Consider the following 14,386-nt stretch of genomic DNA (forward strand, 5'->3'; position numbering starts at 1 on the left):
GTTAGTCAATCGATTATCCTGTTTGATCAGTAAAAGATACTTAAAATACTTGACATGAAAACTGTAGCTGCTGTTGTAGTAACCTATAATCGCCTAACCGATCTGAAAGAATGCATCCGTAGTTTACGGCAGCAATCTTACTCGCTGGCGGCTATCGTTGTTTTCGATAACGGCAGTACCGATGGAACGGCTGATTGGCTGGCGCAACAGCCGGATTTGCACTCCCTGACGAGCCGGGATAACCTGGGGGGGGCAGGGGGCTTTCACTACGGGTTGAAGTATGCCTTTGAGCAGCAGTACGATTGGTTCTGGTTGATGGATGACGACTGCAGTCCGGAAGAACTGTGTCTGGAAAAACTGCTGGCGATACCAAACAAAGAAATGTACGCTGGGCTGGCTCCTACCGTGTACGAAGAAAATAAAATACCGGTTTCGCACCGGGCTAACTTGACGTACAGTCCTAATTTGTCGGCGCTGCAGAAACCGCTGGAGGAGGATAATACGGATACGGCTATTTCGGCTATCGACTACGCGTCGTTCGTCGGATTGCTGCTTCCATACAATTCCGTACAGCAGGTAGGCTTACCTCGCTCCGAATTCTTTATTCATAACGATGACGTGGAGTATAGTCTGCGCCTGAAAAATAAAGTTGGCAAGATTGCCCTGCTGCACACGGCCCGTATCGACCACTATTGCGCGTCGAAGCCGGCAGCCCCGCAACGTACCGGTAAAAGTGGCTACGCTATCGATAAACTGTGGATTCGGTTTTACGGGATTCGAAACAATATACGACTGAAAAAGGAAGCCTGGCCTGATCTGAAGCTTATCCATAAGCTCAGGTTAACCGGCAGCTTTGTCAAAGCTTTGTCAGCGCAGTTGATTCAGGTTGCTTTGCACGACGACCACAAACTGAAACGAATGAAGTTTTACACGGCAGCTTATCTAGACGGGTGGTTTGGCGTGTTCGACAATGAGAAACCCAAAGCGATTCTGGCTGTTCAACGACCCTCAAAATGAACGTTCTCATCATCACAACATTGGATGACCATTCGCCGTCTGGCGTGGTTACTTATTATAAAAGGCTGGCGGAAGACTTGCGCAAACAGGATATGAATGTACGTATTCTGGATATACGGTCTACCCCATCTGCATGGCGAACGTCTATGGGCCTTCTAAGACGGATTATGTATCCACTTGGTACAGTCAGTCGGGCTTTGTACGAAGAATTTGCTTCCTGGGTGGGCGTGTACCTGACCGTTCGCAGCCACCGCAACAAAGGGTTTGATCTGATTCATGCGCAGGATGCCCGGTCGGGGGCTGCTGCGTTTGTTGCCCTTAATAAACGGGTTCCAGTGGTGCTGACGTGTCACTTCAATGACAGTCCTGTGAGCGAACTGGCTGCTCGATTTCCCATGAATGACTGGTTTAAACGCCGGTTTTCGGGTTGGTACGCGTATCTATTCTCGAACCTGAAAAATTACGTATTCGTCTCGGATTACGCCTTCGAAAAATCGAAACATCTGCTGCCCGGTGATATCAAGAAAATAACGATTCGCAATACAGTCAACATCGACCTCACTGTAGATGCTGACAAGACAGCTCCAGCTAACCAACTTATCATCAGTAACGTAGGCTACGTCGATGCGCGTAAAAATCAGCGACTGCTGATTCTGGTTGGCAGCGAACTACGCCGACGGGGCCTCGATAATTTCCGGATATGGCTGATTGGCGAGGGACCCAAACGGGCCGACTACGAGCAGTTGGTTCATAGTCTTGACTTGACTGAGCATGTTATCTTTTATGGTCAGCAGGAGCAACCCTGGCGGCTAGTAGCGCAGTCGAACCTGTATATGCATACAGCGCTGAACGACAACTGCCCCTACTCGATTATTGAAGCCTTTGCTGTGAACACGCCCGTGCTGGCCCTGCCGGTAGGTGGCATTCCGGAGATGTTGCCGGACCGGTGCGGGCTGCTGAGCGGAAATAGCGTGGAAGCCATTACCGACCAAGTAGCCATGTATTTTGACGTAGCCCATCGGCAGCAACTCCGGCAGGCACAGGCCGACTATGCGGATCAGCACTTTAACCACCGTAAGTCGTTAATAGAATTGGTTTCTTTTTATCACCAAACCCAACAGGCTGCATGATTACCTGGCTAAATAGACTCGGCCTGTTCTACCTGCTGTTTGGTATAGCCACGCTGACTCACGGTGGTGACCATAGGTCGTACTCAGATATGCTGGTTAACCTGGCCCCGATCCTGAGCATGGGATTGTTTGTACATGGCTACTTCAAAATGCCCGGTCTGTACAAATTCATTGGCTGGGTACTGGGGTTGGGCATCGTCCTGCTCGTTCTGGAATCGAAGTACGAATACAATCAATACATGTATTCGTACTTCGTGATTAAGCGTTTCGCGTATTGCAGCGTGGCTATCGGGGCGTATTATTTAGCGGGCCGGTCCGAACCCATCAACATCAGGCACGTGGTCAATATCATCTTCTTTTTCTTCTTTTTCAATCAGATTGTAATGGGCCGTATTTTCGGATATGGCTTTAATTCCGAGACCCGAACTACGTTCTCGCCAGATGCTTACTACTTCCTGATTCCATTCCTGTATTACCTGGTAAGTTACCTGAAGAACCACCGACCAGTTCACCTGATTACGGCTCTGTTCTGCTTTCTGGTCATTATTATCCTACTGCACCGAACGGTAATTTCGTCGTCGATAGTAGCAGCCGGGGTTGTGGTTGGATTATCTATGCTGGGTAAAGTTTCGGGACGTAGTGGGTTGCCACTGGGCCGTACGCTTGTACTATTTGCACTGCTGGTTGGTATTGCCCTCCCGTTTGTGGGACTACTGCCTGAGAAAAAGGTAGAGGTAATGATGACCAGTCTTGGCGGGATTATATCGCCCCAGGAAGATAACACCGCTAGCTGGCGCATGGAACAGTCTGAGTACTACCTGAGTCAAATACCGGAGCGGCCACTCTTCGGCTGGCGATATGAAGGCTATGACCGGGGCGAAATTATGGAGAACTCCGACTTTGAGGAAAAAGGAACCATTATCCACTCGCAGTATATCGACCAGCTTTTCAATTACGGAGTCTTTGGATTGCTGATTAATTCAGTGCTGATTCTGGGAGCATTGGTCGTTCTGTACCGATCAGGTCGGATTTTGTCCACCGATCAGCTCGTCTTGTTTGGGTTTATTGTCAGTGGTTTTGTTTACGGTGGGGGCTATCAATTTCCCGTCCAGTATTGGGGGTTCGTTGGGCTAGGTATGTACATGGGCCTGAAACGACGACCTATTCACCTTACCGCCGGACCCTCATCCCATACAACACATACAACCGTTGAACACGACTTATCGCCAGCCGCAACGCTCGCTAAATCGATGTATCTATGATTAGCATTGTTATTCCCGTTCATAACCGCAAAGATTACACCCAGCAATGCCTGGCGTGTTTGTCGATACAGACCTACCGCGATTTTCAGATTATCGTGGTTGATGACGGCTCGACTGATGGTACCACTGAGATGATTCATCGAGAGTTTACGGATGTTATCGTACTAAAAGGGGATGGTAACCTATGGTGGACCGAAGCCACTAACTGGGGCATTCGCTACGCGCAGCAACACCAGAATAGCCGCAAGACCAATTTTGTGCTTACCCTCAACGACGACACCCGTGTTGACACGAATTATCTGCAAACGATGCTGGATGCGTATCAAACGTACCAACCGTGCCTAGTGGGATCGGTGAGTGTGGATAGCGATAAGCCCGATAAGCTCGAATACGCTGGTTATGCTGGTTCTGAATTTGAACTCCGAACCGCTGGGGGGCGCCATGTAGCCGCCGATTACGGCTTTAGTTATCAGGAACTTTCTCGTCAGGTCGCTTTTGTAGAATCGCAGTCGCTACCGGGGCGGGGTACACTTATTCCAATGGCTGTTTTTGATAAAGTAGGTTTGTTCGACTCGAAGCGATTTGTCCATTACATGGCTGACATCGAATTCTCGATTCGGGCGCGTAAGGCTGGGTACCGGCTGATTGTCAACGCCAGCAGCGTAGTGTATGAATTTGTTAGCGCTACGGGTATTCAGGTAGAGAAAGGAGTTAGCCTGAAGCAGTTTATTGATGGCTTCACTTCGGTCAAATCGCCCACGAATCTGCGGGTGCGCTACAACTTTGCCATGGCCCACTCCAATTCCAAGCTGCTGTATTTTGCTTTCGACATCGGACGTATCTGTGCAGGTTTTCTGCTTCGTAAAATTGGGGTAATGCGCCATACGTAATGGTTTTCTATCAGAAACCCGTTTAGCGTATTGATTTGTCAATTTCTGCTCATATTATGAAAAAAGTCTTATTATCCGCCTACGCCTGCCTACCTAATCAGGGTTCCGAAGAGGGAACGGGCTGGACGTATGCCACTACTCTGAGCCAGAATGACCTGACAGTGCATTGCTTGACTCAGTTAAAAGGAGAAGCGGTCATCACCCCCATGCTACAGTACTTCCCAAACCTCACGGTTCATTACGTAACTCTGCCAGCGTGGGTCGAGAAGGCGTACCATAAGGGATTACCGGGCATGTATTTTCATTATCTATACTGGCAATGGAAAGCCAGCCAACTGGCCCGGCAACTCGACAAAAGGCACCAGTTCGATATTGTTCACCACATTACCTACGGCAGCCTACAGTTGGGTAGCTTTATGTACCGACTAGGCAAACCGTTTATTTTCGGTCCCGTGAGTGGCGGGCAGCAGGCACCGGCCTCTATGAAACAGTATTTTGGGGCTTACTGGCAGCGAGAGCAGATGCGAACCTGGGTTAGCAAATTGCTGGAACACGTCAATCCTGGCTTTTATAAAACGCTTCGGCAGGCTAGCCGGGTTATCGTTACGAATGCGGATACCGACGCGCTGGCCCGGCGTTACCGCCCTGTACAACCCATTGAGCGTATGCTGGACGGAGGCATCAGTTTGTCATTTGTGCCCGAAACGCTCGTCGAACACCCACCAGGTGCGGTATTGAAGCTACTTTGGGTAGGTCGGATGCTGCCTCGTAAGGCGCTGGAACTAACCATTCAGGCACTCGGAAAGGTTAACCCCGATCTGCCCGTTGAGCTAACCATTGTGGGTGGGCGGGGCGATCTGGTAGATCAGGTACCGCACTACATCGAAAAATACAGAGTTGATAATCGGGTCAACTGGGTGGGGCACGTAACGCACGACGAAGTCAAACAGTACTACCGGCAGTCGGATGTGTTTTTCTTTACCAGTCTGCGCGATTCGGGATCGCATCAGTTGCTGGAAGCTATGGCGTATTCACTACCTGTGGTTACACTCGATTTACATGGGCAGGCCGAATTAGTTAACGATGGGTCTGGAATACGTGTACCGGTTACTGACCCCGAAACGGTTTCAGACCAGTTAGCGAGAGCCATTGAATGGATGGCTGCTCACCCCACCGAACGCCTGACGATGGGCCGTCAGGCGCATAAATTTGCCCTTACCCAACTCTGGGAAACCAAAATCCGGCTGTTTGTGGATGAGTGGTACCCGGCTATGCTGCTACCCGAAGGCGAAGAGCGAATGGTAAGTGAACAGGTACGTAACACCATTGGGGCCTATACTTCCAATGACAAGCTAATGGATTCTTAGTAAGGCTGCTGACATGGTATGTGACAGCGCAACAGGAAGGAGATAACATCTAAACAGTGAAACAATGATACAAACACTGAAATCAATCAAGCGGGCCGTGAAAGGCACCTACATCCAGGCTTCGCAAGTGTATTACAATGTGGCGGGCAACGCAGTTGAGTGCAACATCTGCCACTACAAAGCGGACCATCTAGTCAGCGATGCCTGGCACCGCCATTCCTACTGCCCTAACTGTGGGTCGACGGTGCGGCATCGACTGCTGATGGCAACTTTCAGTCTGCTTGAATCATTCCGGTTCGAGAAACTGATCCAAAATAAAAGCGTGCTTCATTTTGCTCCGGAAAAGCACTTGGAAAAAATCATGCGCAATCAGGCCGGAACTTACAAAACGGCTGACTTTCTGGCCGATGGGTATTCCTACAATCACATTGACTACAACATCGACATTTCGGCCATGAACGCCATTGCCGATGCGTCTTTCGACTGCGTCATTGCCTGCGACGTACTGGAGCACGTACCCAATCACCTTCGGGCTATTGATGAAATTTACCGGGTGCTGAAACCGGGGGGCTACTGTGTATTGACCATTCCGCAGAAAGACAACCTGGAACATACTATCGAGGACTTATCCATCACCAGCCCGCAGGAGCGCGAACGCACCTTTGGACAAGTCGATCACCTGCGTATTTACGGAGACGATTTTGTGGATATGCTAACCAACTCGGGCTTTTCCGTTACGGCTGTAGATGAGCATTTTTTTGACAAAGAAGTTGCCGAGCGGTATGTGCTTTTTCCACCTGTTTTATCAAAACACCCCTTAGCTACGAATTATCGTAAAGTGTTTTTTGGTCAAAAGTAAATCTATCCAGTGGCGTATTATCCTAGTTAGAAACAGGTTGGTTCCATCTGTAGCGTGAACTCGCAGGCTGTTGGCGGGGACAATGGCGAACTGAACAAGTATTTATCCACGCACATAATCAGATAAACTGACGCTACCTTATTTTAGACTAGTTATGACACGTTATAAAGCAGAAATGCGGTGGTTGAGTGTGGGGTTATTTCTGTTGCTGGCGGTCAGTATCGGTCTTGGATTATATTTTAGAGCATCTTGGTTGTGGATGGATGAGGTACTGAGCTATGTGCTTATTTCAGACCCATCCCTGGTACATCTTAACGATGCCCTTGTCAGCGGTCTCGATGCTAATCCACCCCTGTTTTTCAATGTCTATTGGCCCATTGGGCATTATATCAGCCTGAATCCCCTGTTTTTACGGTTGATTTCGGTAGTGCTGTTTAGTGGTACTATAGTAGTGTTCTTCTGGTATACGACTCGGCTGATTGGTAATGGCTTTATCAACTTCGTGTTGATTTCGGTTATGGTATATACGACGTATCAGAACTTTGTCCATTCGACGGGCATCCGGTCGTACGCCATTTTGTTGCCTATTAGCTGTGCTTATTTTATCAGTATGCACCGGTTAATAAACAGGCCCAGCAACATCAGACTGTTGACTGCACATACCGTACTGGGTTTGCTGCTGGCTTTTTGCCATAACTATGGGGCGTTTTACCTGGCGGTTTCGGGAGCTTTCTTCTTCATTTTACTGCTCTGGTCTAAAGACCGGACTTATTGGCTAGTATTGAGCACATTCGGTATTATAGCCCTAGTCTGGCTGGTAATATGGTATCCAAGCTTCGTTATTCAATCCGATGCCGGTAAACCCCATAGCTGGATACCGTTACCTACCGTTAGTTCCTTTTTCTCAAATTTTGGCGACTTGATTCCGGCGGTACCTATCAGGATAAGTTGGCTTCCCCCATCGCTAGGATTAGATGTGTTGCGCGTAGTGCTGGTTGTGGGTTTGTATCTATACATAGCCATTCCCGGTATCAAAACTGGTTATGGGGCTATACGCCAAAACGAAGCCTTCCAGTTTTTTCTGTTGTCTGGCTTTGTTTACTTGGGTGTCATCATCGTTGCGCTGCTTGTTTCACTGACCTACACCTCCGTATTTATCAGCCGCTATATGTGGCCCAGCCAGTTGCTGATTATGTATCAGCTCGTTTATACCTACTATTATTTTGCGGGGCAGCAACGTATCGCGCCCCGCCTAGCCTATTTTCTGCCCTTATACGCGTTGCTGATAGGATCGGTCATTTTCTACAAAGTATGGAAAATGGAATCCTCCTTTCGCAGCAGTCTCCTGACATACTTACCCAAGCAACAGGAACAATATCCCGTATTCGTAGAGCGAGCCGATTATTTCCTGCCCATCTGGTATCACAAAGAGCAACCGAACGTGTCATTTATGCTGGACTGGAAAAACGCTAACCGGCCCAATAACCTTCTAAGCACCACTACCGATTATAAAATATTGCAGTCTTTAGCCGATAAGTACCATGTAAAAGGCCTTGTGCCATCTGATACGTTCAACGCTACCCATTTCTCTCACTTCTATGTCGTTGACGAAAAGGCCATTTATCAAATTGAAGATTATATCAAACGGGGGCAAGTGAAGGTGATTAGAGAACTACCCATTGATATCCCAGGTCACCGGCTTCTAGAGTGTATGTTCTTAAAAAGCGACCAGGTCCCCAACGCCAGTCAACTATTGCACACTAATTGATAATCAAGTATAAACTGATGTAATTATGAAAAGCTATAGTACACTGAACTGTCTGTTACTCATGCTGTGTTGCTTGTCGGCGGTTATGATGAGTAGCTGTAAAAAAACGCCCGATGAACCTGCCCCAATAGTCAGCATTACCAGCGTTGACCCAGCCACGGCTCCCGTGGGCAGTACTATTGCCGTTAACGGAACCAATTTCAGTAGTGACCCGGCCAGTACAACCGTCACTGTTGGGGGCGTAACGGCTACTATTGTATCTGTTTCGCCAACGCAGATTATCGTCACCGTTCCCCAGGGCGCTACCAGCGGACCTATATCAGTAACATCTGGTGGGCAAACTGTTCAAAGCCCAACCTCTTTTACGATGTACGTGGCTCCGCTCAAACCTATTTCTGAAAAACAGGGTACTATCTATACCAACCCAACCTGGACGAGCGATACTGTTTATGTACTCCGGGGTATGGTCTATATCCCCGAAGACCACACACTGACGATTCAGCCAGGTACCATCATTAAAGGGGCTGGACCCGAACGGGATCCTGCCGGTACCAACCGTGCGGGTGCGCTCGTTATCGAACGACGAGCCCAGATATTTGCCAGAGGAACGGCGGCTAAACCGATTATTTTTACGTCTATCAAGCCTGTTGGCCAGCGTAAACCCGGCGACTGGGGTGGCGTAGCGTTAGTTGGCCGCTCCCCCGTAAACCGGCCTAAAACCCTGTTTTACCCAAATGGGATTCGAGGTGCGGTAGAAGCTTACGGCGAACCGTCCGATAACTCCGGTGTATTTCAGTACGTGCGCATCGAGTACGCGGGGGCCGTTCAGCCCGGTGCGCTGGAGCCCGCCGTGCCCAATCCTAAACTCAGTGGCCTAACCATGATTGGCGTAGGATCTGCTACGACAATCGACCACGTACAGGTTTCGTATTCCGGAAGCGATGCTTACTCTTGGTTTGGCGGGTCGGCAAATGCAAAAAACCTGTTTGCTTACCGTAACCTGGACGACGACTGGACAGCCGACTGGGGGTACGTAGGCAACGTGCAGTTTGGAGTAGCCCTGCGCGATCCGGCCGTAGCTGATGCATCCGGCTCGAACGGATTTGAGATTGAAAATTATAATCCGACAGAACAGACGGATGTTGCACCGGTTGTTCTATTTAATGGATTAGCCCAAACCAATCCGATCTTCACTAACATAAGCAACTTTGCATTTAGCACGACACCTTCAACGGCTACTACTGCGAGTGGAACAGGGGCCTATGTAGCCGGTATCAACTTACGCCGTAACAGCGCAATTGCTATCTACAATTCCCTGCTCTACGGATATCCCGAAGGACTTCACGTCGGGTCAACTGTATCGGCATCCGCCCTGACGGGAGGCTCCATCGATCTGAAAGGAATTGTGCTGGCCAACACGCTCACGCCAGTAGTTGGCACGGGTGCAGTGACAAATGCGCAGGCGTCCACCTATTTTTTAGATGCCGCACGTACCAACCAAATCATTCCGTCAACCGGCCTGACGGCTCTGTTGTTAAATTCGGCTAATTTTACGCTTGACTCGCCCAATCTTTCTCTCTTAGCCAATTCGCCCCTGCTGACGGGAGCGGTGACGGGGGGGCGCCTAGCCAATTCATTCTTCACGCCGGTCACGTATCGGGGGGCCTTTGGCTCGGAAAACTGGCTGACGGGCTGGACCAATTTTTCTCCCCAAACAACGGACTACGACCGATAATCGCTGTCGTTTATTAATAGGACGGATACCAATAAAGACGTATCAGAAGCCGTAGTCATCAATAAGCAAGCATCTTATCAATGACTACGGCTTCTGATGCGTCTGTCAGCTACTGTAAAGTGAGAATTTCTGCTAAATCACACAGTGAAATAATAGCTGGTCAATTGGGTCTGTTGAGGTTGCGGATGACTACTTTTTTCACCAGGTTGTACACTTTGCGCATGTTGTTGTAGTTGCCGTTGATAGGCTGATGATTTTTCCAGGTGGTCTGGTTTAAATAACTGTAAAACAACGTCTTGAATCGTGGGACGTATTTGTAGGAAGTGAAAATTGGTTTAGTGCTGACAAAGTGAATCAGAAACGGATCGTCTGGCGTCTCAAACAAAGAAAACCAGTTCCAGCGGGGGTCCAGCTCGAACCACTGGTTGGCCAGGGTCACATTGAGACCATACTGATCCGCGTAAATTATGTGCTTAATGTTCTTATAGGAGCAGGCAAACACCCGGTTGGTCACGTCCGCATCGCGCCACTCCCTGGCTTTTATTAACAGTACCCCAGTGTTAAAATATTTCGTATCCGGGGCCATCCCCAGCTCTTTGTAATTGGGCACGCCCCCGTGGCTAACCACCTTCTGGAAATCCTGAACCGCCCCGAACAGGTAATCACCGATGTCGGTGTGCCACAGCCTAGAGATATCGGTCAGGATGATGGTGTCCACGTCCAAAAACAGAATCCGGTCCAGTTCTGGCGGAACGACGTAGGGCGCGAATAGTCTGAAATAAGCCGTTAACGGGAAAGGAGTGGTGTCAACGGGGATTTTGATTGTAGGGGGGATGATCTGGTGCACATCGACCCAGTTGATACTTATCTTCTCTGAGTGGATGGAGGCTAATACTTTAGCCTTGTTTTTCTCTGAGATATTGTCGTCAAGGACATAAAAGTCAATTGGTTCCTCCGTTTTATGATTGATCTCAATCGACTTAATCATGGCTGCTATCAGAATAGCATAATGATTGTCACTCGCCAAAACAATACTTATTCTTTCCCCTGAATCCATGCTCGTTTATTTTTGCTCCTACCTGCAATTATTCAGCAGCTAAAATAAATCGAACATGATCACTTTCTACTCATTCTTCGTTGTTCGTCTGAAAACAGCCCCCCGTTGTTAGGGAGTATTGACCGGATTGCAGGCGAACTAATGGTCTTCAATCCAGTCCATCAGTAATGGCGTAATGGCTGGTCAGTTGGCAACGTTCAAGCTGCGAAAGACCACCTTCTTCACCAGGTTATAGACTTTACGTATGTTGTTGTAGTTGCCGTTGATAGGCTGATGATTTTTCCAGGTGGTCTGGTTTAAATAACTGTAAAACAACGTCTTGAATCGTGGGACGTATTTGTAGGAAGTGAAAATTGGTTTAGTGCTGACAAAGTGAATCAGAAACGGATCGTCTGGCGTCTCAAACAAAGAAAACCAGTTCCAGCGGGGGTCCAGCTCGAACCACTGGTTGGCCAGGGTCACATTGAGACCATACTGATCCGCGTAAATTATGTGTTTTATATTCTCGTGCGAACACGCAAACACCCGGTTGGTCACGTCCGCATCGCGCCACTCCCTGGCTTTTATTAACAGTACCCCAGCGTTAAAATATTTCGTATCCGGGGCCATCCCCAGCTCTTTGTAATTGGGCACGCCCCCGTGGCTAACCACCTTCTGGAAATCCTGAACCGCCCCGAACAGGTAATCACCGATGTCGGTGTGCCACAGCCTAGAGATATCGGTCAGGATGATGGTGTCCACGTCCAAAAACAGAATCCGGTCCAGATCCGGGGGGACAGCGTAGGGTGCGAATAACCTCAAATATGTTGTTAGCGGAAAGGGGGTATTATCAACAGGAAGTTTGATTGTAGGGGGGATGATCTGGTGCACATCGACCCAGTTGATACTTATCTTCTCTGAGTGGATGGAGGCTAATACTTTAGCCTTGTTTTTCTCTGAGATATTGTCGTCAAGGACATAAAAGTCAATTGGTTCCTCCGTTTTATGATTGATCTCAATCGACTTAATCATGGCTGCTATCAGAATAGCATAATGATTGTCACTCGCCAAAACAATACTTATTCTTTCCCCTGAATCCATGCTCGTTTATTTTTTACCACTTGTTTATTCAGTTGCTGCCCGACGGCTAAACCGATTGAACCTAACTTGTTTTATTTATTCAACCGTTTTTTAGTCCATCCCCAGCCGTGCCAGGCTAATGCCAACACCTTGACAGCACTTCATGTAGAGTCGGGGGTGTAATAGCGCTAGTAACTTTAGTTAGATAGTTGATTGTACCATCCATAAAACAAAATGGAATTATTAATCCATTTTAGGGCGGGTCTATTCTTAAAATTTCAGTCGCTTGCGGTAGGACCTCAATAAACAGACCTTATGTGATAATCCGTTTTTAAGGATATTTATCAGGACGATTTACCTGGTAGTTATAGAGCAAGTCAATAGACACTTCTTGATAACCCAAACAGCTTTTGGGAAATCATTCATTCATATATATATTGAAATTAGAAAAGTAGGCTTCAAGTTCAAATCTAATGGCATAAACTAATTACATAATCGTTAAAGCTTATAGTTTATTTTTTGTAGAAAATGAGAGAAAATGAATGGTTTAGTTAATGAAAAAAAATAAAAGTATATAAGGCGGTGAAATTATTAGTTCATAAAACAAAATTATTTAAAGAAATACCATTTCAGAAATTAATTAAAATGAAGTAATAATAGACATCTATATCCGTATGCCTTATGTATGATAAGCTAACTGGCTGCCGTTTGAGCAATGTATATATCTAATTTATTTTGAGAACTTATATTGCTATTAATGGTCATTTTAACGCAAATCTTCATTAATAGCGCGATTAGTTGTAAGTTGTGAATTAAACAAACTTAATGAACCTCCGTTCCTTGAGTCAATTTTACTGACCGCGATAAATATGATTGATTTATCGTCACCTTTCTACTTAATATGACGCAAATAGAAAGAACAGATCGGCTTTCGCTACGTATAAAACTTGTTTGGCTTCTTGGGTTGATAACCCTAACAGGAAGCAGCGTTTTGTGGGGGTGCAATCCCAACACCATACAGGATGAAACAGTACCGGATATTGTCGTAAGAGTATTGACCAGTACTGCCATCCAGGAAGCCATTGATGCAGCTCCTGCTACCGGCGCTCGTATTATACTACCACCCGGCGATTATAACGCCACCGCACGGGTCAATCTGACGAGCAAAAATAATATTACCATCGATGGCCAGGGTAAGGCCAATTGGGTAGGGAGTAGTTCAGTACCTAACTTGTTTGCCTTACTGGGTACGTGTCGGAATATACGCCTGACAGGGATTAACTTCTCGACTACGGCCGGGCCTGGTTCCTATCAATACGGTCTTATATGTGCCTTCGAACAAAGCTTCATTGATGGCTACGAGATTGACCATTGCACCTTTACGTCACCCAATGCGCCGATTAACCTGATTAGTTTTGTGCCCTATTCTCCCATTAATGAGTCGGGTAACGGGCGGGGGGCCATGCAACGCAACATCAATATCCATGATTGTGTTGGCAAAGACGGAGGACGGGCGTTTTGTGAACTGAATTCACACGTTCACGCTGATAATAAGACCACTGCTTATTTTGAAAATTTCCGCTTCAGCCACAACACAGTCACTAACATGGGGACGAAGGATAGGGCTTTTGGCCCGGCGCTTTCACTGAGTGGTATTGGCAATAATATCCAGGTCGACAGCAACGACATTACGGATACTCAGTATTGCGGACTTGAGTTTGTTAGTAACCGCAACGTTTCCTCGACTAATAATCATTTTACGGGTGTACAGAATGACTTCAGTGCGTATTCGATTAGTCAGGCAGGTGCCAATAAAACCAGTGGGGTGACTTTAAGTAACAACCGTGGCACAGTTAAAGGTCGGGCGTATATACTCCATGATGTCGATTCTTTTTCAGTGACTGACGATTCGTTCATTACCGATAAGAAAGTTGAACTTATACGTGCCAGTAATGGCTCGCTCCGCGGACTTACGCTGACGGTGACGAACGACGTCAATGCGATGCTTGTTGATGAAAGCCAGGCCGTAGCGGTGACTAATAGTAGCATCCGATTAACCCAATCGACCAATGCAGCCAGTGTAGTAACGATCCCAGGCAATAGCCAACGTATTGTGATTCAGAACAATACGCTTGCCCGTTCGACTAAGGCAACGGGCGAATTCGTGCAAAGCGTACCATCAAGCGGGAACACGATTGGGCCTAATATTGAGCAAACTCACTGATTCTGGTTTTGTTAGTCA

Annotated in this window: 11 protein-coding genes; 9 read left to right on the forward strand and 2 right to left on the reverse strand. The window is 47.5% G+C overall.

The features are described from left to right. Positions 1-54 precede the first annotated feature (54 nt). The 8 genes from IC230_RS05245 to IC230_RS05280 all read left to right on the forward strand — a co-directional run bounded on the left by IC230_RS05245 (position 55) and on the right by IC230_RS05280 (position 10,028). Complete coding sequence (locus IC230_RS05245; protein ID WP_191037937.1) at positions 55-1,017, forward strand: glycosyltransferase family 2 protein; 963 nt, start codon at positions 55-57, stop codon at positions 1,015-1,017. Beyond that, complete coding sequence (locus IC230_RS05250) at positions 1,014-2,147, forward strand: glycosyltransferase family 4 protein (RefSeq protein WP_191037938.1); 1,134 nt, start codon at positions 1,014-1,016, stop codon at positions 2,145-2,147. Before IC230_RS05245 ends, IC230_RS05250 begins: the two co-directional genes overlap by 4 nt. Further along, entirely contained in the window at positions 2,144-3,409 is a 1,266-nt protein-coding gene (locus IC230_RS05255) for an O-antigen ligase family protein (protein WP_191037939.1), read from the forward strand. The genes IC230_RS05250 and IC230_RS05255 overlap by 4 nt, the downstream gene beginning before the upstream one ends. Further along, the gene (locus IC230_RS05260; RefSeq protein ID WP_191037940.1) at positions 3,406-4,299 is read left to right on the forward strand and encodes a glycosyltransferase family 2 protein; all 894 of its coding nucleotides are present in this window, start codon (positions 3,406-3,408) and stop codon (positions 4,297-4,299) included. Before IC230_RS05255 ends, IC230_RS05260 begins: the two co-directional genes overlap by 4 nt. A gap of 56 nt (positions 4,300-4,355) precedes the next feature. Beyond that, positions 4,356-5,666: a glycosyltransferase family 4 protein gene (locus IC230_RS05265; protein ID WP_191037941.1), complete on the forward strand. Its 1,311-nt coding sequence runs from the start codon at positions 4,356-4,358 to the stop codon at positions 5,664-5,666. A 64-nt stretch (positions 5,667-5,730) separates the two neighbouring features. After that, positions 5,731-6,525: a class I SAM-dependent methyltransferase gene (locus tag IC230_RS05270; RefSeq protein ID WP_191037942.1), complete on the forward strand. Its 795-nt coding sequence runs from the start codon at positions 5,731-5,733 to the stop codon at positions 6,523-6,525. A 154-nt stretch (positions 6,526-6,679) separates the two neighbouring features. Beyond that, complete coding sequence (locus IC230_RS05275) at positions 6,680-8,293, forward strand: hypothetical protein (protein ID WP_191037943.1); 1,614 nt, start codon at positions 6,680-6,682, stop codon at positions 8,291-8,293. A 25-nt stretch (positions 8,294-8,318) separates the two neighbouring features. Continuing rightward, entirely contained in the window at positions 8,319-10,028 is a 1,710-nt protein-coding gene (locus IC230_RS05280; protein WP_191037944.1) for an IPT/TIG domain-containing protein, read from the forward strand. A 160-nt stretch (positions 10,029-10,188) separates the two neighbouring features. On the opposite strand, the gene IC230_RS05285 is transcribed toward IC230_RS05280, so the two are convergent. After that, positions 10,189-11,085 carry a glycosyltransferase family 8 protein gene (locus tag IC230_RS05285; protein WP_191037945.1) on the reverse strand — a complete coding sequence of 299 codons (897 nt, stop codon included), beginning with the start codon at positions 11,083-11,085 and terminating at the stop codon, positions 10,189-10,191. A 183-nt stretch (positions 11,086-11,268) separates the two neighbouring features. Beyond that, positions 11,269-12,165 carry a glycosyltransferase family 8 protein gene (locus IC230_RS05290; protein WP_191037946.1) on the reverse strand — a complete coding sequence of 299 codons (897 nt, stop codon included), beginning with the start codon at positions 12,163-12,165 and terminating at the stop codon, positions 11,269-11,271. An 880-nt stretch (positions 12,166-13,045) separates the two neighbouring features. Between IC230_RS05290 and IC230_RS05295 the strand changes: the two genes are divergently transcribed. Continuing rightward, positions 13,046-14,368, forward strand: a complete 1,323-nt coding sequence (locus IC230_RS05295; protein ID WP_191037947.1) for a right-handed parallel beta-helix repeat-containing protein — start codon at positions 13,046-13,048, stop codon at positions 14,366-14,368. Positions 14,369-14,386 lie beyond the last annotated feature (18 nt).

Origin of the sequence: Spirosoma validum (assembly GCF_014699035.1) — a bacterium.
Classification (GTDB): domain Bacteria; phylum Bacteroidota; class Bacteroidia; order Cytophagales; family Spirosomataceae; genus Spirosoma; species Spirosoma validum.